Origin of the sequence: Dyella sp. AD56 (assembly GCF_002878475.1) — a bacterium.
Classification (GTDB): Bacteria; Pseudomonadota; Gammaproteobacteria; order Xanthomonadales; family Rhodanobacteraceae; genus Dyella.
In genome coordinates, this window is the sequence record NZ_NRDP01000003.1 from 19,231 (window position 1) to 41,324 (window position 22,094).

Genomic DNA, 22,094 nt, shown 5'->3' on the forward strand with positions numbered 1-22,094 from the left:
ACACGGTCGTGCACGGCGGTAGCAACCAACAACTGCGAATACATCCAGGCCAACAGGGGGCCTAAGTCATGAATCGAATCTATCGTCTTGTATGGAACCGGGCTTTGGGCGTCATGCAGGTGGCCTCCGAGTTTGCGCACAGCCCGAACGGTGGCGCCGTGGCGAGCGCGGAAGATCGCGCCCCGGGCCTGTCGCTGCGTCCCCTCGCCAACGCGCTGCTCGGTGTGCTGGCGCCGCTGGTGCTGGGCGGTGCGCTGATGTTGTCCTCGTCGCCGGCGTTCGCTGTGCCGCTGCCGCCTACGGTCTTCACTGTGACGCAGTCTACTGATGACGGTATTGGCGATGCGATTGGCAGCTTGAGCTGGGCGATTGCGCAGGCCAACACGCAGCCGGGCAGCACCATCATCATCGCGCTGGCATCGGGCAACACCATCACGGCCGATGGCCTGCCGGTGATCAACCAGCCCACAACCATCCAGGTCGGCAGCGACGTGCTGCTCAACGGCACGTCGCTCACCAACGGCTCGGTGATTGCCAATAGCGCGCTTACCGTGACGGGCGCTGGCGCGATCACCTTCAACGGCCCGGCCAACCATTTCCTGCAGGGCCTGGTGCTCAACAACGCCACGGTGGATACGGGTGATGCGGCTTCCCTCACCTCGGGCTATTCGGGGGTGGCTGGCCAAGCCGGCAATAACAGCAGCAACGCGCCGGGTGGCCAGGGCGTGGCTGGCACCGACGGCAGTGCCGCAGTAAGTGGCGCGGGTTTCACCTTGACCAGCCGCGGCGCGATGTTCGGAGGCAGTGGCGGCAATGGCGGTAATGGTGGCAACGGCGGCACTGCGGCGACGGGCTATTCAGCGGTCGGCTACGCGGGTGGCGCGTCAGGCAATGGCGGCAACGGCGGTGCGGGTGTGCAGGGAACGGGTTTCACCCTGACTAACGGGGGCAGCCTCCAGGCCGGCAACGGCGGTGCGGGTGGTAGTGGCGGTGTCGGCGGTTCGGGTAACACCGGTGGCTTCAACTTTGTTGGGGGCAACGGTGCTGCGGGCGGCGCCGGCGGTATCGGGGGCGCCGGTGGCGCGGGCGTCTGGGCCGGCATCAATGCCAGCATCGTCAATAACGGTTCGATCACCGCTGGTAACGGCGGTGCCGGCGGCAACGGTGGCGCGGGTGGTAATGGCGGCGTGGGTTGGAACACGGTCGGTGGCAATGGTGGCGCCGGCGGCAACGGTGGCATAGGCGGCCAAGGCGGTTACGGCGTCATCGGCAACAATTTTCAGCTGACCAACAGCGGCTCCATCACCGCCGGCAACGGCGGTCAGGGCGGCAACGGTGGCCAGGGCGGTGCGGGCGGTGGTACGCAATATGCCGCCAGCACTGGCAATGGCGGCGCCGCTGGTGCAGCCAGCGGCGGTGGCGCCGGTGGCGCTGGTGTGACTGGCAACGGCTTTGAGTTGACCAACAGCGGCTCGATCACGGGCGGCAACGGCGGCGCGGGCGGGAACGGCGGAACCGGCGGCGCGGGTGGTTTTGCAACGTTCAATGTCGCCGGCAACGGCGGTCCAGGTGGTGCTGGTGCTAACGGCGGCGCCGGTGGCGACGGCGTGACCGGCAGCAACTTCACCCTGGTCAACAGCGGCACCATCACGGGTGGCAACGGTGGCGCAGCCGGTATCGGTGGCGCAGCCGGTGCGGCGGGTGTATCCGCCCACGGCACCGGTGGCGGCTCCTTCGGTGCCAGCATGAACGGCCTGGCGGGTGCGGGCGGTGTAGGGGTGGTCTCCACCGGCGGCTCCACCATCACCAACAACGGCTTTGTCTTTGGCGGTAAAAGCGCTGATGGCGTCACGCCGGCCGATGCGATCGATCTTTCGGGTGGTGGCAACCGTCTTGTGCTTCTGGGCAATTCGGCCATCGAGGACAGGGTAGTCAGCACCAGCGGCACGCTCAACGGTGGCGACACGCTTGAACTGGGCGGTGACACCAATGCCACGCTCACTGGTTCGCTGAGTGACCCCAATGCCTTGGCTCCCGGCCAGTACATCGGTTTTGCCAATTTCGTGAAGTCCGGCGCCAGCACGTGGACGCTGACCGGGCCGTCCCAAGTTTCGGGCAACTGGCTGGTAAGCGGCGGCGATCTGGATCTGGCGGGCAACACCAGCGTGTTCAACGGCGAGTTCACGCTGAACAACCACACCACCATGGTGGTGGGCGCCGGCGGCGCCTACCTGCATGTGACGGGGACGCAGGGCGCCAACGGCGCGGGCGGCGCGTTCGGTTACGGCAGCACGGCAGCCGGCAATGGCTCTATGGGCATGGGCGGCGGCACGGCGGTGACCGGTTACGGATTCACGCTGACCAACAATGCGCAGATCACCGGTGGTACCGGCGGCTTTGGCGGTAATGGCGGCAACGGCGCCACGGGCAGTGGCTCGGGCAGCAGTTCGCCAGCAGCGAATGGAGGTGTCGGCGGCACGGGCGGCCAGGGTGGTGTCGGCGGTGCAGCGGTGACGGGTAATGGCTTCACGCTGACCAACAGCCTGGGCATCAATGGTGGCGTGGGTGGCTTTGGCGGTAACGGCGGCAACGGCGGTTTCGCCGGCGGTAACTACAGCGTCGCCGCGCCGGGTAACGGCGGCATGGGTGGTGCGGGTGGTACAGGCGGTGCCGGTGGCAACGGCGGCGATGCTATTGCCGGCGGCGGCATCGGTGCAGGTTTCACCGTGACCAATAACCAGGGCGCATCCATCACGGGCGGTACCGGCAGCCTCGGTGGCTATGGCGGCAACGGTACTAGCGGCGGCATGTCGTGGGGCGGCACCGGTGGTGCGGGCGGCTTTGGCGGTACCGGTGGCGCCGGTGGCAACGGCGGCAATGCCCTTTCCGGATCGAGCTTCACCCTGAGCAATGACGGCACCGTCAAGGGTGGCTTGGCCGGCAACGGTGGCCATGGTGGCCAGGGCGGTGTTGGTGGCGTCGGCAATGCGATGACCAGCACCTCCACCGGGGCCACGGGCTACGCCACGGTGGCCGGGGCGGGCAATGGCGGCGTGGGCGGCGCAGGCGGTGTGGGCGGTGCCGGCGTTATTGGCGACCATGGAACGGTGATCAATGCCGGGACGGTATATGGCGGTCAGGGCGGTAACGGCGGCCAGGGTGGCGCGGGAGCTACGGGTAATTACGCCGGGGCTGGATCCTTCGCAACCGTACTGACGGACTCTTTCAACGGCGGCCTGGGTGGTTCCGGTGGTCAGGGTGGCCATGGTGGCCAGGGTGGTGCGGGCGTCAGCGGCAGCAATATGGCTGTCACCAACACCGGCTCCGTGCAGGGCGGCAATGGTGGTCAGGGTGGCGCTGGCGGCCAGGGCGGCTATGGCGGCGACACAATCGTCAACCGCGTAACGTCGGGCGGTATTGCCGGTGCGGGCGGCGTCGGCGGCATGGGCGGTACCGGCGGCGCCGGTGGCTCTGCGATGACGGGCAGCAACTTCCAGGTGACCAACAGCAACTTGCTGGCGGGTGGCACGGGTGGCGCCGGTGGCATGGGCGGTACGGGCGGGTTCGGTGGCGGCTCGTTGAATGGCGCCGCTGCTAACGGAGGCAACGGTGGCACGGGCGGCACAGGCGGCACCGGTGGCGATGCCGTGACCGGCTACGAGTTCACTGTCAGTAACACCGGCCAGATCAACGGCGGTTTCGGTGGTGCCGGTGGCCAGGGTGGCATTCAGTCCTCCTTGGGTGGCAACACGGGCTCCGGCACTCCGGGGATGGCTGGCCAAGGCGGTGCGGGTGGTGTCGGTGGCGCGGGTGGTGCGGGCATCAGCGGTAGCAATTTCTCTGTAGGTAACAGTGGCGCCATCCATGGCGGCGGCGGAAGCGTCGGCGGCGCTGGCGGCAGCAGTTCCCAGGGAGGCGATTCCTCCTACGGCACGGCGGCAGCCGGCGGCAACGGTGGCGTAGGTGGCGCAGGTGGCGCAGGTGGTACCGGCGGTGCCGGCGTGAGTGGCTTGGGCTTCCATCTCGTCAACAACGGCAGCGGCACCATCACCGGCGGTCAAGGCAGCTCGGCTGGCCAGGGTGGCAACGCTGGCATGGGTGGCGTCTCGTACGGCACTAACGGCCGTGGCGGCAACGGTGGCATTGGCGGTGCTGGTGGCGCGGGCGGTGCGGGTGTCACCGGTAGCGGCTTCACGCTGATCAACAAGGGCACCGTGACGGCTGGCGATGGTGGTCAGGGTGGGCAGGGTGGCCAGGCGGCGGCCGCGCAGCACTATCGGGCGGCCACCGCCGGACAGGCTGGCCTACAAGGTCAGGGCGGTGCGGGCGGAGTCGGTGGCTCGGGTGTCAGCGGTTCGGGTTTCACACTATCCAACACGGGTTCGATCGTTGCCGGCATGGGCGGCCAGGGTGGCTCGGGTGCGGCCAAGTATTCCGGCGGCACCCTCATGGGTAGTGGTGGCGCGGCCGGTGCTGGTGGCTCAGGTGTCAGTGGCACCGGCTTCACCGCAACCAATACCGGTTCCATCAAGGGCGGTAACGGTGGCGTCGGCGGCTCGACCAAGTACACGACGGGCTCGACCGCAACGGCGGGCGCAGGCGGTGCCGGCGGTGCCGGCGTCAGCGGCTCGGGTTTCACCTTGACCAATGCCAGCACCGGCACGATCAACGGCGGCAACGGCGGTGCTACTGGTTCCAGCCCCTTCACTCCGCCGGTGCTGGTCAGTGGAGTCAGCGCCCCGAGCGCGGGCCACGCGGCAGGTGGCGTCGGTGTGGTGTCGACGGGTGGTTCGACCGTGGATAACGCAGGCACCATCGCTGGCGGTGTGGGTGCCGATGGCATGCAGGCGGACGCGGTCAACTTCAGTGGCGGTGGCAACAACCTCATCATCGAAGCGGGCGCGATCTTCAAGGGTAACGTGGTGAGCACCAGCGGCCGCACCAACGGCGGCGATACGCTCACGCTGGGTGGCAGCACCAACGCGAGCTTCAACCTGGGTACGACGGGCGCGGTAAGCAGCAGTGCTGCATTCCAGGGCTTCAATCATTTCGCCAAGGCCGGCACCAGCACCTGGACGCTGGCGGGTAACGGCAACGCGAGCCAGTCGTGGACGATCACGGGTGGCACGCTGGTGGGCAACAACACCAGCATCGTCGGCAACGTAACGTTTGCGCCGGTGACTGGCGCCAGCGCCAACCTCACCTTCGACCAGGCGAGCAACGGCGTGTACAACGGCGTGATCAGCGGCAATGGCTCGTTGACCAAGACGGGCAGCGGCACGCTTGTGCTGACGGGCAACAACACCTACACCGGCGCCACGACGATTACTGGCGGCATGCTGCAGGTGAGCAGTGATGGCACCACCGGCATGGTGAACGGCAATGTGGTGAACGGCGGTGCGATGGCCTTCAATCGTGCCGATGCGGTGACCTATAACGCGGTGATCAGCGGTACCGGCAGCGTCTCGCAGGTTGGCACCGGCATGCTGGTGTTGAATGGCGTCAACACCTATACAGGTGGTACGTCGGTGAATGCCGGTACGCTGGAGGTCGGCGATGCGTCGCATACCTCGGCCTCGGTGCAGGGCAACGTGGGCGTCGACGCCAGCGGCACGCTGCGCGGCCACGGCACGATCAACGGCAACGTGGTCAGTGATGGCACGGTGTGGCCGGGCGGTTCGGTGGGTGTGCTCACCATCAACGGCAACTACACGCAGAACGCCAATGCCACGCTGCAGATCGATGTGACGCCGACCGAAGCATCGCAGCTGCTGGTGAAGGGCAACGCGGCGCTGGGCGGCACGTTGAGCCTGATCTACGCACCAGGTACCTACAACAGCGCGACATACACGCTGGTGCAGGCCAATGCGCTGACCGGCACGTTCGCCAGCACCACATCCAGTGGCTCTGTGCCGACGGCGTTGTCACCGACGGTGACGTACACGTCGACGCAGGCGAACCTGACGCTCACGTCGCTAACGCCGACCGCGCCCACGACGCCGGTCGTGGTGGCGCCGCATGACAGTGGGTTCTACGCCAATTTCATGCGCACGGCCAACCTGATCGGCCAGCAGTCGATGACGACGGTGCTCGACGCCACCTTGCGTCCGGGTGAGGCGGGCTGCGCGAACGGTAGCGCGGCGCATGCAAACACGGTGACCTCCGCGTGCAACAACGGCGTGTGGGTGCAGTACAGCGGCAGCAGCAACGAGTTGACCGGCAGCAATGGCCTAAACAGCACCACCTTCGGCCTGCAGGGCGGTGCCGATATGGCCGTGGGTGAGTGGGTGCACGTAGGCCTGGAGGCGGGCGTGGACCGCATCAACGGCAATGATGGCAACGGCGGCTATGGCCACATCGACAACGTGCATGGCGGCGTTTACGCGTTCGCCAACGCCGGCCCGGTAGTGGTGTCAGCCATGCTCGACCAGTCGCATGGCAGCTACCAGTTGTATCGCCAGAGCGGCGCCGGCCGCGCAGCTTCCAGCCCGGATGGCAGCACCACGGCGGCCGCGTTGCAGGTCGCATGGCCGATATCGGCGGCGCAGTGGCAGATCACGCCGGCCGTGGGCGCGCTGTACCAGCACCAGAGCCTGGATAGTTTCAATGAGATCGTGACCGGCACCAGTCCGCTGGCGTCCAGCTTCGGCGTGCATGGGCAGCAAAGCACCTACAACACCACGCAGCCGTACGCGGCAGTGTCATTCACCCGGCCGTTCACGGCGGGTGGTGTCAGCTACGTGCCGCAGTTCGACCTGGGCTATCGCTATGACACGCGCAACGGCAATGGTCCGGTGGTGCACGTGCTCAGCCAGGACGGTACGGAGTTCGCCCTGCAGGGCGATGCGATGGGGCGTGGCATGACCACAGTGGGCGCGCGTATCACGGCACAGGAGGGCGCGTCGTGGAGTCTGTACCTGGACTATCAGGGGCAGTTCTCCAGCCATCTCAACGACAACGCGCTGAGCGTGGGCTTTACCAAGCACTTCTAAGCGGCAGTAAAGCGAAGGCCGGGTGCATGACGTGTTCCGTGCGTCATGCATCCGGCCTTCGTCTCACGACCTTCCCGTCGGCGCGATTGGGTTTCATGCGCAAGGTGACTGCATGGCAGAGACAAACGAAAGAACATTGAAAACGCGTGACCGATTCACGGTTCGCTGGGTATTCGGCAACATCACCAACGAGCTTCGCCGCCAGCTCATGGCGTTCTGGTTGCGCGAGGGCGCACTGGACCATCCCGATGAAGCCTGGCGTCGCTCGTGGGAGGTTGCGTGCGTGCTCGACGATGTGTCGAGTGGCGAAGTAGGCGGCATCTGCACCGTGGCAATCGCTCTGGACGAGCGGCAGCGTTGCTATGGCTTCGTGCGAATCTACATTGGTGCATCGAACCGCCATCCCGGGTTCAACGTTCGCTTGATGCGTCAAATGATCGAAGGCTTCGAAGCACTTGCTGGTGAACCCGGTGCACCACAGCGCCTGATCGCCACCATCGAGAACCGCAAGATTGAGGGCCGTGGCGGGCAACGCCTGCTCGCACGCGTCGGTTTCCAACCGATCGGCCGAACACCTCAGGGCGAGATGATCATCGAGCGGCGTTTGGTTGCGGCGTAACATCGACCCCCGTGAAGGAACGGGCTTGCTATACGCTTGGCATGGCTGGTCAGTTCGGACGGGAGGTGGGTTCGTGCATATCAGGAAGGCGACGCTTGATGATGCGCCGGCATGCTTCGCGATTCGTCGTGACGCGATCCTCGCGCAGTGCGGTGGACACTATCCTGAGGCGGATCTGGATATCTGGACATCCGGCATCATGTCGCCATCCTTCGCGCAACGGGTGGCCGATCATTTCTACGTCGCCGTAGCGGATGGGCACTTAGTCGGCACGGCGATGATTGATCTGGTGACGGGAAAGATCGACGCCGTGTTCGTCCTGTCGGGCTATATGGGGCGCGGGATAGGTCGTGCCTTGATGGCCCAGATGGAGAGCCTGGCGCTAGATGTCGGCCTTGACAGCATTCAATTGGAGTCCACCTTGAATGCGGCGCCCTTCTATCGGGCGCTGGGATTTCAGGGCGACACTCTAAGCACGTACCAATCGTCTCTCGGTGTGAGCCTCACTTGCGTGCCGATGGTGAAGCATATGGCCGAGCGCACGGGCTGATCTACTCAAACCGCCATAGCGCCAGCGCTTCCCCGGCCATGAGTTCCGGCTGTTCTTCGGGAAAGAACAGCTGCGCATCGTCCACGAAGCGGATGCCGCGCGAATGCGGGAACGTCTGGTCGAGCCAGTGTGCCCAGCGATCCGGGAACAGTTCGTTGTCGCGCGCCCACACCATGCGCACGGGGCGCTGGAACTGACGTAGCGCGGGCTCTATCGCGGGCAGCGGGTTGGGGAACATCGCCAGGCCGTACTGCTGGCCCTGCTGACGTCGTTTGGGAGAACTTACCAAGGGGCGGAAGTACGTCTCGATGACGTCGTGTGTGAGGACGCGGTCAGGGTCGTGATAGGCATTGCCAATGCCGTCATGCGAGCGTGCGAAATGGTTGTCGGTGAGGTGGTGCTCAAACCAGGCGGGCACTTCATTGCGTCGCGCTTTCTCCAGGAATGGCAGCAGCGCTGCGGGCGGGCTGTTGGTTTGCACGTCGCCATTGGTGGCCAGCCAGCTGCGCACCCGCTGGGGATGTGAGGCGATGATCAACTGCGCGATGCCGGTGGCGCTGTCGTTGGATATAAGGTCCACATCGCGCACGCCAAGCTTGTCCAGTAACGCGATGATCATCGCTGCTTGCGCGTGCGGCGACAGGTCGGCATCGGCGGGTGCGTCGGTGTAGCCCAGGCCACGCAAGTCGGGCGCGATGCAGCGACGTATCGACGCTAGCCGGGCCATGGATCCACGCCACTGGAAGCCGTTCAGCGGGTAACCGTGGAGAAAGAGTGCAACGTCGCCAGCGCCTTGCTCGACGAAGGCCACTTTATCGGGACCTACCTGCACGAATTGCCGTGCAGCGTGGAATTCGCTGCTGGTGAATGCCCGGAAGCGCGAGGTGTCGTCCTGCGCATACAAGGGTTGCAGTGCGGCGGCGGCTGCCAGCAGTCCAGAGTGGATCAGGAAATCTCGCCTCAGCATGTGTGTTCTCCACGGCAAGAGGTGCCGTGAAAGAAGCTAAGGCGCGTGCCGTGTACTTCTCAATGACGTGCGAGGTCATGAAAACGCCTCGGCACCGTCGCCTATCAGGCCGCGCGGGCCGCTACTGCCACGGTGCCCAATTGCCGAAGGGCAATGCCCAAACCGATTCGGTAGCTGCTGCCGAGGTCGCCGTTGATGATGACGGTGGCGACTGGCGCGTTGTGCAAGCCCGGCGGCAGGCCAAGCTCGGTGCTGGCGTCTTCGTGGACCTCAACATAGGGCGTGCCGGCTTCGTCCAGTGCATCGCTCAGGCCGGCCTCCGGATGTGCCGTCGCTTGTGGCCCGAGGTCACCTGGGTCCAGCAGCATGAATTCCGAGGCGCGGCGCTTCATGGAACGCACACAACTGACAAAGTCGTTGAGTCCGTTGCAGCACACCAGCTCCAGCGAGCGGCCGGCCGTGGCCGCGAGTTGCTGGAGCTTGTCGGGAAGTACGCCGCTGGCAGGACAGTCAGCGTGGGGTCCCTGGATGATGACAATGCTCACGGTAGTGCCTGTCGTCGCCGCGGAGGGCGGATGGGCTCATGATCCGGTCGGGTGGAGTAAAGGCGCTACGCAGAAAAAGGCAGGTTTGCGTAAATTTTCTGCAATGAATCGGCGCTTCGGGCCATACGGGCGACATCCCGATAAACTGGCGGTGATGATCCCGATGGAAGCAAAGACGTGACGCATTACTCCGGCCCCCTGCTTACGCGCCCTAACGGCGAGGCGTTGATCGCCGCGCGGGATGCAGGCAACGCCGAATGGACCGGTTCGATGGATCTAGGGCGTTCGAGCGGCGTCGCGACGTTGCAGGTGGATCGCTGGACGTGGAATGGAGAGCACTACCCGTATCCCGGCAAGCTGAAAGACCGCACGATCTTTTACTGGGATGGCGACGACTTTTCCTCGGTGTCCTGCTTTTCGGGCTCGCTGATCAAGCTGGTGCCGACCGAGTGGGGCGCGCCGACGTTCGAGATCGACGGCATCAAGATGCTGCCCACCTCGAAGGAGTCGCCGGTCGATGATGCTCGCCGCAAGGTGGCCTTGGTCGAGCCGCGCGGCAAGGTGGTGCTCGATACGTGCGGTGGGCTCGGTTATTTCGCAGCGTGTTGCCTGGAGGCAGGCGTGGCCCGCATCCAGTCGTTTGAGAAGAACCCCGATGTGCTGTGGTTGCGCACGCTCAATCCCTGGTCGCCCGATCCGGATGCACCATCAAGCGGAGGGCGTTTGCAGCTCACCCATGCGGACGTGTCGCAGGCGATCGTGCAGATCGCGGACGCGTCAGTCGATGCGCTGCTGCATGACCCGCCGCGCTTTGGCATTGCGGGCGAACTCTATGCGCAGGCCTTTTACGATCAGTTGGCCCGCGTACTCCGGCGTGGTGGCCGGATGTTTCATTACACGGGCAGCCCGAACAAGCTCACCAGTGACCGCGATGTACCGCGCGAAGTTGAGAAGCGGCTGGAGAAGGCTGGCTTCAAGGCGCAGTTGGCACTGGATGGCGTACTGGCGGTTAGGCGCTGAGGTTTTCGCGCCATCCGATCATTCGGAACGGATGGCGCGAACGGTTCACTGGTTGAAGTAATGACCCAGGCCGAGGTCGTCGATCAGCTCGACTTGTTGCGGCTGCCAATCTAGTTGCGCGCGAGTCCTCGCGCTCGACACGTGATTGTCGATCTGCGTGAAGTGCGCGAACCAACCGAAATGCGCCGCGGCTTCTTCCGGCGTCTTGCTGACCACGGGAAGGTCGAGGTGGCGGCCGATGAGGGTGGCGATGTCGCGGAATGGCACGCCTTCCTCAGCCACAGCGTGATAACGCTCCCCACCCGTGCTCTTCTCCAGCGCAAGGCGATACAGGCGTGCCGCATCCAGCCGATGCACGGCGGGCCAGCGGTTGTCACCGTTGCCCACATAGGCCGACTCGCCCTTCTCCCGTGCCAGATTGATCAGGATGGGCACGAAGCCGTGATCACCGTTGCCGTGCACCGTAGGTGGCAGGCGCAGCACGGACGCGTTGATGCCGCGCGCGGCCAGCGCTTCGGTGGTTTTCTCCGAGACGATGCGCGGAAAGGTGGAGGTGTTGGCGTCGTCCTCCGTGGCCAGGCGCCCCGATGCGAGCAGACCCGTGCCGGATGTGACCACCAATGGACGGTTCGAACCGGCCAAGGCGTCGCCGATGGCGCCAAGCGCCACGCGCTCGACCTCGCAGCTTTTCTCGAACTGGGTGAAGTCGTGGATGAAGGCGGTGTGGATTACGCCGTCCGCCATGGCGACGCCACGGTGCAGGCTTTCCAGGTCTTCCAATGATCCGCGGTGCACCTCGGCACCGGTGGCGGCAAGCGCGCTGGCGGAGGCATCGGAACGGACCAGCCCCACCACGTGGTGCCCGGCATCCAGCAGTTCACGAACGACGGCGGAACCCACAAAGCCCGTGGCGCCAGTAACGAATACACGCATGATAAAGTCCCTGAGTGAATCAACCGACTTGGATGATCGGCGCAGGGCGCATCGGCGATGAAGCCGTGACGTTATACCGGTATGGCGACTGACAGGCTGAGCATGGTGGGTACCGACGAGAATCCGCTGGGGATCTTCCTCAGGGATCGTCGCGCGCGGCTTGATCCGGTGACTTACGGGTTTTCCTCGTCGCGCCGACGCACGCCCGGCTTGCGGCGTGAGGAAGTGGCGCAACGCGCCAACGTCAGCGCGACCTGGTACACGTGGCTTGAACAAGGGCGTGGCGGTTCGCCGTCCGCTGACGTGCTTGATCGCCTGGCGCGCGCACTGGCGTTGAATCCGGTCGAACGCGAGCACCTCTTCCTGTTGGCCCAACATCGCCCGCCACAGGTGCAGTACGAGGCACCCCACGGCGTGACGCCGCGCCTGCAACGGGTGCTCGATGCCATGACGTACAGCCCGGCGTTCGTGCGCACGGTGCGTTGGGACATCGTGGCGTGGAACCATGCCGCCACCCAAGTGCTTGGCGATTACGCCGCCTTTCCACCGGAGCAGCGTAATTCGCTGCGGCTGATCTTTGGCAACCCCCAAGTGCGCGAGCGCATGACAGAGTGGGAGAGTGACGCACGGGCCATCGTCGCGGCCTTTCGCGCGGAGATCGCTCGCATCGGCGCATCGAGAGACGTGGAAGCCTTCGTCGCGGAGATGTGCGAACAAAGCCCCGAGTTTGCTGACATGTGGGGCGACCACGACGTGCGCGCTTACGGCGAAGGCACCAAGCACATGCGCCACCCGGTGGTGGGCCCTGTTGCATTGGACTACTCGGTGTTCGCAGTGAGCGACCAGCCGGGGCTCAGCATGGTGGTCTACAGTCCGGCGACGCCGGAGGATGCTGTACGCGTCCGTCGCTTGGTGGATGGGCCCGCGGGGTCCGGCGTGTCCTGACGATCAGCATCTCCACGGAGGTTGGCATGTCCAGCAGAACAGCATCCTGTTATTGCGGTCAGTTGCGGATCGAAGTGCAAGGTGAACCCCTTGGCGTTGGCGTCTGCCATTGCCTTGCATGCCAACAACGCACGGGCAGCGTGTTCGCCGCGCTGGCCGGTTATGCCGCGCCGTACACGGTTACCGGCAAGGCGACAGAGTTCGTGCGCACGGGCGATCATGGATCGCAGTTCCGTTTCCGCTTCTGTCCCGTCTGTGGCAGCACTGTTTTTCACACGGAAGAAGGCGTGGAAGAACGCGTGTCCGTCGCGGTAGGCGCATTTGCCGATCCCACATTCCCGCCACCGGAAGACTCGGTCTATGAACACCGTCGGCACGCCTGGGTGAAGTTGCCCGTGAGCATCACGCGTTACGACACCGATCCGTCGTAGCGGATAGGTTGCGAGAAGGCAGGTCAGCCAGCCCTTGATCTCGCACGAGTGGCCACCATGAGGACCGGCCAGGGTATTTCAAGGGTTGGTTGTCTTTTACTTGGATGGCTAAACGACGGCTGAAACAGGCCGCTTGAATCGAAGTGTCGCAGCCACATCTCCCTGTCACCGGTCGCTTCGGGGCCGGTGCGCCGCTGCATGTTGCGCGGCGTCTACCTGTTGCTCATTGGAGAATATGGTTATGCGTACTGTTCTTGATTTCTCGCCGCTGCACCGTTCCAGCATCGGCTATGACCGCGTGTTTGATCTGCTTGAGGCGGCTACCCGCACGCAGACGAACGACAACTGGCCCCCGTTTGATTCCGTGAAGCTGAGCGAAGACAAGTACCGGATCACCATGGCGGTGGCTGGCTTTAGCCGCGAAGACATCAACATCACCGTGCAGGGCAACATGCTCACCGTTACCGGCGAGCGCAAGGGCGAGCAGGAAGGCGAAGTGCTGCATCGTGGCATTGCCAACCGCCCGTTCAATCGCCGTTTCGAGCTGGCTGACCATATGCTGGTGACGGGCGCGCGCATGGAGAACGGCTTGCTGGTGGTCGACCTCAAGCGCGAGATCCCCGAGGCATACAAGCTGCGTCGCGTTGAGATCGGCGAATCCGTCGCGGCGAATGCGACGCCGGTCCAAAGTCAGGCGGCGTAATCACCTTTTCCACGATTCATCGCGTGTTTTACCCGAGAGGGCGGCGACTCGCCGCCCTCTTTTTCTTTGTGCGCAGCGGAGCTCAGTCGTCGGCGCGTTCGCGAACGCGATCCATGAGTTCGCGCAGTTGCTTCTGTTCGTCAGCACTCAGCACGCCGAACAGTTGTTCCACCGCCTGACGTTTGGGTCCTTGCACTTCGTCTAGCTTGGCCTGGCCGGCGTCGGTGATGACGACCAACTGCGCGCGGCGGTCGGTGGGGTGCGGCGCGCGCTCGATCCAGCCGTTTTCTTCCAGCGCATCCAGCGCCGTGGTGACCGTGCGTGGGGCGTAACCCATCTGCGTGGCGATGTCGCTGGGGCGGCAGGGCGCCAGCCGCGCGACCAGCGCCAGCAGTTTCGATTGTGAAAGCGACAGCCCGGCCGCCGTCATGGCGGCGTCGACGCGCTTGCGCACCAAGTGATGCAGGGCCAGGAAGGCGTCTGCCAGTTCGACGGTGGTTGACTTGCGAGTGGTGGACATGGAAAAGTATTGAGTAAGATCACTATGAGTTCGATCCATTATATCGGTGCGGCCATGCCGTGACCAGCGAGGTTTCCATGTCCCCTGTTTCCCCTGAAATCCGGCGCGTCCGGCACCCCCTGAAGATGCGCGAGCTGACCGTGAAGCGGCTGGCGCACGTATCGCCCCGCCTGCTGCGCGTCACGCTCACGGGTGATCTGGCCGATTTCGTCTCCGCCTCGTTCGACGACCACGTGAAGCTGTTCCTGCCTGCCGAGGGTGAGTCGCGGCCGTCCCTGCCCACGGTCACCGAACAAGGCATCGCGTTCGATCCGTCCCGCCCGCGCCCGGCCAGCCGTGACTACACCCCGCGACGGTACGACCGCGCCGCCAACGAGCTGGACATCGAATTTGTGCTGCACGGCGAAGGCCCGGCCGCCTCGTGGGCGCGTAACGCGCGGGTGGGCGATTTGTTGGGCGTCGGCGGCCCGCGTGGCTCCTCCATCCTTCCCGATGGGCTGGACTGGAACCTGCTGTTGGGCGACGAAACCGCGCTGCCGGCCATCGCCCGCCGCCTGGAAGAGGCTACGCCCGGTGAGTGCATCATTGCCATCATCGAGGTCGAAGACGGCGAAGCGGTGCTGGATATCCCAACTGCAGCGCAGGCCAGCGTGACCTGGCTGCGTCGCGACGCTGGCACGGGCGGTCTGCCCGACGCCGTGAGCGATCTCATCCTGCCCGAAGGCCACGGCTTCGCCTGGGCTGCCGGCGAGTACGCCAGCATTCGCCAGGTGCGGCAGCGGCTGATCGAGGTGCACGGACTGGACCGGCAGCGCATCCGGGCATCCAGCTACTGGAAACAGGGCGAAGTGGCGTCGCACGAGACGCTCTCGGATTAACCGTTTCCGGGGCGGACGCCGCTTGACGGCGTACGTAGTTTTGCTATTCCACTTTGCGAGCCGGCGGCGTCAAATGAGCCGCTGATGCGACTCTCCTGGGCATCCCGGTGCCCTCTTCGCGAGGTGGAAACGATGTCGAGGACGACGGACGAACGTGCACCCAGGCTGACCCGCAAATCGGTCAAGGCAACAGCGGAGGAGAAGATCTCCGCCGCGCGACGCGCTCATCGGGAGAGCGTACCGCTCTCGCAGGCCACCCTGCTCGAGAGGGCGGCAGAGCGGCAGGCCAAGGCACGCGCTATTCGCGAGAAGGTGCCGCGCAAGGCGCTAGGCGGCTGGAAGGCACCCAAGAACCGGTTTGATCCGGTGGACCTGCTGATCGAAACGTCGAAGGGTCGCGTGCCGTCGCTGGTGCCGATCCGCTATGGCCGCATGATGGCCTCACCGTTCGCTTTCTATCGCGGCGCAGCGGCGGTTATGGCGGGCGACCTCGCCACCACCGAGCGCACTGGCGTCAACCTGCAAATTTGCGGTGACTGCCATCTGGTCAACTTTGGTGGCTTCGCCACGCCCGAGCGCAAGCTGGTATTCGACATCAACGATTTCGACGAGACCGCCATTGGTCCGTGGGAGTGGGACGTCAAGCGCCTGTGCGCCAGTCTGTTCGTCGCATCGCGCGCCAACGGCTTCAGCGAAAGCGACGCGAAGGATATGGCCTGGGAGGCTGCGGCGGCCTACAAGACGCATCTGGCCGAGTACGCCGAGATGCCGCTGCTGGAAGCATGGTACGACCACATCGACCTGCAGGACGTGATCGACCGCATGCAAGATGCGGAGATGAAGAAGCTCGCCATCAAGAGTGTGAGCAAGGCCGTGGAGTTCACTGCGCATACCAAGGAGTTCATCAAGCTCACGGTGGCCGGTGGTTCGCCGCCGCGCATCCAGGACGAGCCACCGCTGATCTATCACGACGACGAACTGGCCAACCACATCACGCTCGAAGAGCGCCAACTGGCCTATGACGACTACCGCAACTCGTTGTCGCCCGAACGGCGCGTACTGCTCGATCGCTTCGAGGCCGTGGATTCCGCGGTGAAGGTGGTGGGCGTGGGCAGCGTGGGCACTTACTGCGGGATCATGCTGATGGTGTCTGGCAGCGGCGATCCGCTGTTTCTGCAGTTCAAGGAGGCGCGACAGTCGGTCGTCGAGCCTTTCATCGGCATCGTGCCGTACAAGCATCACGGACAGCGCGTGGTCGCCGGCCAGCGCCTGATGCAGGCGGCCAGCGACATGTTCCTCGGCTGGACGCAGGGGCCGACGCGCCAGTTCTACGTGCGCCAGCTGCGTGATGCCAAGATCTCGCCGCAGATAGAAGTGATGCGCGTGCCCAACCTTCGCCGCTACGGTCGCCTGTGCGCGCATACGCTGGCGCGCGCGCATGCACGTTCGGGCGATGCAGTGTTGTTGTCTGCTTACCTTGGCAAGAGCGATGCGTTCGCCGATGCCATCGCCTCGTTCTCGGCAGCTTATGCCGACCAGAACGAACGCGACCATGCCGCGCTGGTAAAGGCGGTGCGGGCGGGGAAGGTGGAAGCGGTTTCGCTTAGCTAGTGCGCTGCTCGCTGGAGCCGCGCCGCCAGTTCCACGCTGCGCGGTGCGGCCAGCCCACCGTAGCGGTGGTCCACCACGTCGAGCTGCTTCTTTGCGTCGTCGATGCGGCCTGCTTCGAGTGTCGCGTGCACCTTGTCTATATCGGCGTTCAGCTCGCTCGTTATGCGCGCGCGGCAGGCGTCGAGTTTGGCTGCGTCCAGTGCATGCGGCGTTTCCAGTGAGGTCAGCGCGCGATCCAGCGCGGCGGGCTCGGCAAGGTCGTGGCCAATGCCGGCCATCGACAGCGTATCGATGTTGGTGATGCACCAGTCGTGCAGTGACTGCCGGCTTTGCCGTTCCATATCCTGGCGAGCTGCGTCCTGCTGTCCGGTCAGGTAGACGATGCGCGAGCCCGTCTGGAACTTCTCCAGCAGAGATGAGGGGGGCAGCGGAATGGTCTGCCCGATGGCATCGCTGCCCGCATCGAGCAGTACGCCACGGAAAAGATCGGGATAGCCGAGTGCCAGCCGCAGGGCGACGCGGGAGCCGCCGGAAAAGCCGCCGACGTAGACGCGTTGCGGATTGACCCGATAACGCGACATGGCATTGGTGGCGGCGAGCAGTGCCAGCGGATCACGCCTGTCCAGCACGTTGGCGTCGTTGCCGATGCCAGCGGCGGTGACAAGGATCATGCCGTGACGGTCGAACACTGACGTCCACGAAGCGGGAATCTTCGCCTCGTTCCACGGTGGTACGAACACCAGCAGCGCGTAGCCTTCGGGCGGCGCTAGCGCAGGTACGTAGAGCGCGAAGCGCTCATGCGCGAGATCTACCGGCTGCTCGGCGATGGCTACTCCGCTGGCGGCGGCGCGTTGCTGCAAGCGCTGCGCATTCAGTGGCGACACCAGCCGCCGCGCGAGTTCCGTGCTGTTGGCGTAGTCGGCGTACTGCGAGAACACGACATCGTTGATGACGCCTGTGGGCGCATCGCCGACCCAGGCGGCCGCGGCCAGCCACGCGAGGCATGCCAACCAGCAGGCGCGACGGTTCATGGCGGCAGGCTAGCACCAGCCCTCGGGTGAACTGTCACAGCAAGTTCTTGCGCCGCACCTATCATGGCTGGCTCATTGCGCGAAATCATTGAAGGGGTTCCCGATGTTCCAACCGTCGCCGCTGGCACGCCGTGCCGCGTTGCTTGTTTCGTTCTCCGTGCTGACCGCCTGTTCGAGCCAGGCGGTGGCGCCACCTGCCGCCACGGCATCCATCGACGTACCGGCCATCCAGCGACCGGACGGTGAGACGGCACAGTGGTGGTTCCGTCAGGGTGCAGCGTCGGCGGCACAGCTCTCGGCGCAATCGAACAGCGGCAGCCAGCGCGCGAAGAATGTCATCGTGTTTCTCGGCGATGGCATGAGCCTGCCGACCATCGCCGCAGCGCACGTGCGCGCCGGGCAGCGCAAGGGCGTGGACGGCGAAAGCTATCGCCTGAGCTTCGAGCGCTTTCCGTTCAGCGCGTTGAGCCGCACCTACGAGACCGACCAACAGACCCCCGACTCCGCCGGCACCATGACCGCCATCATGAGCGGCGTGAAAACGCGCGGTGGCTTTATCGGCGTGTCGCAGGTGCCGCGCCGGCAGGATTGCGCCGCGTCGCGCGGACAGGAACTGGTGAGTACGCTGGAACTGGCCTCGGTGGCTGGCATGAGTACGGGCGCCATCACCACCACGCGCATCACCCACGCCACACCGGCTGCGACGTATGGCCATCTGCCCGAGCGCAACTGGGAAGTCGATGCCGATCTCACCGCTGACGCCAAGGCGCAGGGTTGCAAGGATTTCGCTGCGCAACTGATCGACTTTCCGGGCAATGGCCTCACCGTGGCGATGGGCGGCGGGCGCACCGAGTTCATGATCGCCGGCGAGGACGATCCAGTGGAGCAGGGCAAGGTGGGTCAGCGTCTGGATGGACGCGACCTGATTGCGGAATGGAAGCGCAAGCACCCGGACGGTGCCTACGTATGGAACGGGCAGCAGCTGAAATCGCTGGACCTGACACATACGAAGCAGATGCTCGGCTTGTTCAACAGCTCGCACCTCAACTTTGAGCACGAGCGTGTGAACGACAAGCTCGACGAACCCAGCCTCGCCGAGATGACCACCAGCGCCATCGACGTGCTCAAGCAGAACCCGAAGGGTTTCTTCCTGATGGTGGAAGGCGGCCGCATCGATCACGCGCTGCACGCGGGCAATGCCTATCGTGCGCTGGACGAAACCATCGCCATGGCCGACGCAGTGGAGGCCGCGCTAAAGCACACCGACCCGCGCGACACGCTGATCGTGGTGACGGCCGACCACAGCCATACCATGACCTTCGCGGGTTATCCGAAGCGTGGCAACGACATCCTCGGCCTCGTGCAGGGACACAACGATAGTTACGACGAAGAAGGCGGCGCGGGTCTTGCCCGTGATGCCGCGGGTAAGCCGTACACCACGCTAGGCTTCGCCAATGGCCCCGGCTACATCGGTGCCAGCGATACGCAGTCGGAAGGCAGCAAAACCTTTCCGCACAGCGCGCATGACTACTCGTATGCCACCAAGGGTCGCCCGGACCTGACCAAGGCGAAGACCAACGAGCCCGACTACATGCAGGAATCCATCCTGCCCATGAAGGCGGAAACGCACGGCGGCGAAGACGTGGCGATCTTCGCCAGCGGACCGGGCGCGGCGGCGTTTCACGGCGAGCTGGAACAGAACGCCATCTTCCATGTGATCGTGCAGCACACGCCGCGCATCCGCGAGGAACTCTGCAAACTGGGCAGCTGCAACAGCGACGGCGTGCCGGTGGATCGCCCGACCTATGAAGCCTGGCTGCAGCAGGTGAAGGCGCCGGCCACCCGCTGATCGCGCAAGTCTTCACGAAGCTGACGTGTGAAATTTCTGTGTAAACGTAACTTCACACGAAAACCGCAGGATCGGGGTATCCGCTGTACGCGGATTCCCCATCCCCCGGAGTTCACGCTCAATGAAGAAGCACGTGCTCGCTGCCGCTGTCGCGGCGGCCTTGGTCGTTTTGTTGCCTACGGCTTTCGCCGCCGAGAACCCGCAGCCTGCCGACGGCGCTGCCGCCGCACCGGCCACGGCCGATGGCGCAAAGAACCTCGAAAGCATCTCGGTGATCGGCCAGGGCGAAACCCGTCAGGTGCAGCGTGTCACCGTGCAGGACACGAAGGTGCTGCCCGCCGGCACCAGCATCCAGAAGGTGCTCAACCGCATCCCCGGCGTGAACGTGCAGTCCAACGATGCATTCGGCGCCAACGAGGAATCACAGACCATCAGCCTGCGCGGCTTCAACACCGTGCGCCTGGGCTACACGCTGGATGGTCTGCCGCTGGGTGACAACGCCTACGGCAACTACAACGGCCTGAACATCAGCCGCGCCATGCTTTCCGAGAACTTCGGCGGCGTGGAGCTCAGTTCAGGCATCGGCAGCCTGGGCACGGCGTCGACCAGCAACCTCGGCGGCACCGTCCAGTACTACACCGATGATCCGTCGACCACGTTTGGTGGCCGCGTCAGCCAGACCTTCGGTAGCGACCAGAACCGCCGCACTTATCTGCGTCTCGACACGGGCGACTATCACGGCTTCTCCATGTACGTGTCCGGGGTGCGTGCCACGGCTGACATGTGGGCGCCGCCGGAATCGCCGACGACTACCAAGCAGTACAACACCAAGGCGGTCTACCAGTTCGACGGCGGCAAGATCACTGCCTTCGCCGATAACTCGCGCACTTCGCAGGCCGACTACGCCTACCTCTCCAAGAGCGGCATGGCGCGCGGCCTCGGTTGGGACTGGAACCTGTATGCGCCGGACTGGAAGCGTGCGGTAGCCGCTGCGTACTGTTCACCGATCTACACCAAGGGCGGCAAGGCCGATTCGCGCTGCGGCTTCTCCGGCGGCGTGGACAACATCGACGATGCCTACTACCAGAGCCGCGCGCTGCGTCGTGATGATCTGTATTACCTCGCTGGCGATTTCTTCCCCAGCGACACGGTGACCCTGCACACCCAGGTCTACCACCATGAAAACGGCGGCCAGGGCCACTGGTGGGCACCGGGCCAGCCGTCGTACCCGGGCACTGCGCAGGAAGTGCCGATCTCCATCCGCAGCACCAACTACACCATCAACCGCAACGGCGCGATCGCGTCGGCGACGTGGGATGTCGGTGACCATCATGTGGAAGGTGGCGTGTGGTACGAGAACAACCATCACTCGGTGCAGCGCAACTTCTACTGGATCACCGGTCCGGTCAGCGACGACAACTACCTGAGCGATCCGAACCGCCGCTTGTTCTATCAGAAGTACACCATCATCACGCGCCAGGCCTACCTGCAGGACAGCTTCAAACTGTTGGATGACCGCCTGAGCATCGACGTGGGCGTGAAGAGCCCGCACGTGAGCATGCGCGCGCAGGAAGTGCCGGGCGTGACGGTGGAAGCGCCCGTGGCCAACGGCCGCCTCAACGCCAGCAAGGCGCTGCTGCCGGAGGCGGGTATTGGCTATCAATTGGGTCACGGACAGGAAGTGTTCCTGTCGTACGCCAAGAACATCGCCGCATTCCAGGGTGGTGGTGCCAGCGGCCCGCTGCTGGTTACGCAGTCGTCGTTCAATGCCACGCAGGGCAACCTGAAGCCGGAGCAGTCACGCACTATCGAAGGCGGCTACCGCGTGGTGCAGAAGGAGTTTGAAGCATCCGTCGCTGTGTACGACGTCAACTTCAACAACCGTCTGCTGTCGCTCAATCCGTGCCCGAGCATCCAGCAGGGCACCACGCCGGCGTGCACCACGCGCTTCTATAACGTGGGTTCGGTGAGCAGCCACGGTACGGAACTCACCTTTATCTGGAAGCCGTTCGACCACTTCGAGTGGTACAACTCGGCCTCGTTCAACCGCTCCACTTACGACAACAACTACCAGCAGAACGGCGTCACCATTCCCACCCAGGGCAAGATCACGGTGGATACGCCCAACAAACTGTTCGCCAGCGAAATCAGCTGGGTGTACGGCCCCTGGAACGTTGGTCTGCGCGGCAAGTACACCGGTACGCGCTACTACACGTACACCAATGACCAGGGCTTTGGCGGCTATACGTCCTTCGATTTGGGTGCCGGTTACGACTTCGGCGCGATGTACGGCCTGACCGACGTCAAGCTGTCGCTCAACGTCACCAACCTCACCGACAAGCGTTATGCATCCAACCTCACGGCGTTCGCCAATACCGACCCCAACGGTCGTGCGCTGGCGTTCCACGCGAGTGCGCCGCGCCAGAGCTTCCTGACGCTGGACGTGAAGTTCTAATCGATGCTTAAACGTAGCGGCATCGCGGCTTCGGCCGCGATGCCG

General features: G+C 64.6%; 16 protein-coding genes. 11 read left to right on the plus strand and 5 right to left on the minus strand.

Annotation, left to right across the window (positions count from 1 at the left end; translation table 11 throughout):
- Positions 1-68: 68 nt before the first annotated feature.
- The 3 genes from DyAD56_RS24425 to DyAD56_RS02700 all read left to right on the plus strand — a co-directional run bounded on the left by DyAD56_RS24425 (position 69) and on the right by DyAD56_RS02700 (position 8,161).
- On the plus strand, positions 69-6,992 hold the full coding sequence (locus DyAD56_RS24425; protein ID WP_158241235.1) for an ESPR-type extended signal peptide-containing protein: 6,924 nt from the start codon (positions 69-71) through the stop codon (positions 6,990-6,992).
- Between the two features lie 112 nt (positions 6,993-7,104).
- Positions 7,105-7,611, plus strand: coding sequence for a hypothetical protein (locus DyAD56_RS02695; RefSeq protein ID WP_146010422.1), 507 nt, complete (start codon positions 7,105-7,107; stop codon positions 7,609-7,611).
- A 73-nt stretch (positions 7,612-7,684) separates the two neighbouring features.
- Entirely contained in the window at positions 7,685-8,161 is a 477-nt protein-coding gene (locus DyAD56_RS02700) for a GNAT family N-acetyltransferase (RefSeq protein ID WP_102301217.1), read from the plus strand.
- A gap of 1 nt (position 8,162) precedes the next feature.
- On the opposite strand, the gene DyAD56_RS02705 is transcribed toward DyAD56_RS02700, so the two are convergent.
- Positions 8,163-9,128, minus strand: a complete 966-nt coding sequence (locus tag DyAD56_RS02705) for an alpha/beta fold hydrolase (RefSeq protein ID WP_102301218.1) — start codon at positions 9,126-9,128, stop codon at positions 8,163-8,165.
- A gap of 104 nt (positions 9,129-9,232) precedes the next feature.
- Entirely contained in the window at positions 9,233-9,673 is a 441-nt protein-coding gene (locus tag DyAD56_RS02710) for a hypothetical protein (RefSeq protein ID WP_102301219.1), read from the minus strand.
- A 177-nt stretch (positions 9,674-9,850) separates the two neighbouring features.
- Here DyAD56_RS02710 and DyAD56_RS02715 point away from each other — a divergent pair, with 177 nt between their 5' ends.
- On the plus strand, positions 9,851-10,693 hold the full coding sequence (locus tag DyAD56_RS02715; protein ID WP_102301220.1) for an SAM-dependent methyltransferase: 843 nt from the start codon (positions 9,851-9,853) through the stop codon (positions 10,691-10,693).
- 45 nt (positions 10,694-10,738) lie between these two features.
- On the opposite strand, the gene DyAD56_RS02720 is transcribed toward DyAD56_RS02715, so the two are convergent.
- Positions 10,739-11,626, minus strand: a complete 888-nt coding sequence (locus DyAD56_RS02720) for an SDR family oxidoreductase (RefSeq protein WP_102301221.1) — start codon at positions 11,624-11,626, stop codon at positions 10,739-10,741.
- Between the two features lie 81 nt (positions 11,627-11,707).
- Between DyAD56_RS02720 and DyAD56_RS02725 the strand changes: the two genes are divergently transcribed.
- From DyAD56_RS02725 to DyAD56_RS02735, 3 genes are all read left to right on the plus strand, one after another.
- Positions 11,708-12,571 (plus strand): helix-turn-helix transcriptional regulator, encoded by an 864-nt coding sequence (locus DyAD56_RS02725; protein ID WP_102301222.1) that lies wholly within the window; start codon positions 11,708-11,710, stop codon positions 12,569-12,571.
- Positions 12,572-12,597: 26 nt separating this feature from the next.
- A complete protein-coding gene (locus DyAD56_RS02730; RefSeq protein ID WP_102301223.1) occupies positions 12,598-13,002 on the plus strand; it encodes a GFA family protein in 405 nt (134 codons plus the stop codon).
- 241 nt (positions 13,003-13,243) lie between these two features.
- Positions 13,244-13,705, plus strand: coding sequence for an Hsp20 family protein (locus tag DyAD56_RS02735; RefSeq protein ID WP_102301224.1), 462 nt, complete (start codon positions 13,244-13,246; stop codon positions 13,703-13,705).
- An 82-nt stretch (positions 13,706-13,787) separates the two neighbouring features.
- Here the strand turns inward: DyAD56_RS02735 and DyAD56_RS02740 are convergent, their stop codons facing one another.
- On the minus strand, positions 13,788-14,225 hold the full coding sequence (locus DyAD56_RS02740) for a MarR family transcriptional regulator (RefSeq protein WP_158241236.1): 438 nt from the start codon (positions 14,223-14,225) through the stop codon (positions 13,788-13,790).
- A 77-nt stretch (positions 14,226-14,302) separates the two neighbouring features.
- On the opposite strand from DyAD56_RS02740, the gene DyAD56_RS02745 reads away from it, so the two are divergent.
- Positions 14,303-15,103, plus strand: a complete 801-nt coding sequence (locus DyAD56_RS02745) for a siderophore-interacting protein (protein WP_102301226.1) — start codon at positions 14,303-14,305, stop codon at positions 15,101-15,103.
- Between the two features lie 132 nt (positions 15,104-15,235).
- Entirely contained in the window at positions 15,236-16,714 is a 1,479-nt protein-coding gene (locus tag DyAD56_RS02750; RefSeq protein ID WP_102301227.1) for a DUF2252 domain-containing protein, read from the plus strand.
- Here DyAD56_RS02750 and DyAD56_RS02755 read toward each other — a convergent pair.
- Complete coding sequence (locus DyAD56_RS02755; protein WP_102301228.1) at positions 16,711-17,745, minus strand: PHB depolymerase family esterase; 1,035 nt, start codon at positions 17,743-17,745, stop codon at positions 16,711-16,713. The two genes, DyAD56_RS02750 and DyAD56_RS02755, sit on opposite strands and share 4 nt — an antisense overlap.
- A gap of 103 nt (positions 17,746-17,848) precedes the next feature.
- On the opposite strand from DyAD56_RS02755, the gene DyAD56_RS02760 reads away from it, so the two are divergent.
- Both DyAD56_RS02760 and DyAD56_RS02765 read left to right on the plus strand, forming a co-directional pair.
- Positions 17,849-19,594 (plus strand): alkaline phosphatase, encoded by a 1,746-nt coding sequence (locus tag DyAD56_RS02760; protein WP_102301229.1) that lies wholly within the window; start codon positions 17,849-17,851, stop codon positions 19,592-19,594.
- A gap of 121 nt (positions 19,595-19,715) precedes the next feature.
- The gene (locus DyAD56_RS02765) at positions 19,716-22,049 is read left to right on the plus strand and encodes a TonB-dependent receptor (protein ID WP_102301230.1); all 2,334 of its coding nucleotides are present in this window, start codon (positions 19,716-19,718) and stop codon (positions 22,047-22,049) included.
- Positions 22,050-22,094 lie beyond the last annotated feature (45 nt).

Excerpts from the sequence above, each read along its gene's own strand:
- DyAD56_RS02735 (WP_102301224.1), top strand. The coding sequence starts at position 13,244 with ATGCGTACTGTTCTTGATTTCTCGCCGCTGCACCGTTCCAGCATCGGC.
- DyAD56_RS02705 (WP_102301218.1), bottom strand. The coding sequence starts at position 9,128 with ATGCTGAGGCGAGATTTCCTGATCCACTCTGGACTGCTGGCAGCCGCC.
- DyAD56_RS02760 (WP_102301229.1), top strand. The coding sequence starts at position 17,849 with ATGTTCCAACCGTCGCCGCTGGCACGCCGTGCCGCGTTGCTTGTTTCG.
- DyAD56_RS02765 (WP_102301230.1), top strand. The coding sequence starts at position 19,716 with ATGAAGAAGCACGTGCTCGCTGCCGCTGTCGCGGCGGCCTTGGTCGTT.
- DyAD56_RS02720 (WP_102301221.1), bottom strand. The coding sequence starts at position 11,626 with ATGCGTGTATTCGTTACTGGCGCCACGGGCTTTGTGGGTTCCGCCGTC.
- DyAD56_RS02740 (WP_158241236.1), bottom strand. The coding sequence starts at position 14,225 with ATGTCCACCACTCGCAAGTCAACCACCGTCGAACTGGCAGACGCCTTC.
- DyAD56_RS24425 (WP_158241235.1), top strand. The coding sequence starts at position 69 with ATGAATCGAATCTATCGTCTTGTATGGAACCGGGCTTTGGGCGTCATG.
- DyAD56_RS02695 (WP_146010422.1), top strand. The coding sequence starts at position 7,105 with ATGGCAGAGACAAACGAAAGAACATTGAAAACGCGTGACCGATTCACG.
- DyAD56_RS02725 (WP_102301222.1), top strand. The coding sequence starts at position 11,708 with ATGGCGACTGACAGGCTGAGCATGGTGGGTACCGACGAGAATCCGCTG.
- DyAD56_RS02755 (WP_102301228.1), bottom strand. The coding sequence starts at position 17,745 with ATGAACCGTCGCGCCTGCTGGTTGGCATGCCTCGCGTGGCTGGCCGCG.
- DyAD56_RS02730 (WP_102301223.1), top strand. The coding sequence starts at position 12,598 with ATGTCCAGCAGAACAGCATCCTGTTATTGCGGTCAGTTGCGGATCGAA.
- DyAD56_RS02745 (WP_102301226.1), top strand. The coding sequence starts at position 14,303 with ATGTCCCCTGTTTCCCCTGAAATCCGGCGCGTCCGGCACCCCCTGAAG.
- DyAD56_RS02750 (WP_102301227.1), top strand. The coding sequence starts at position 15,236 with ATGTCGAGGACGACGGACGAACGTGCACCCAGGCTGACCCGCAAATCG.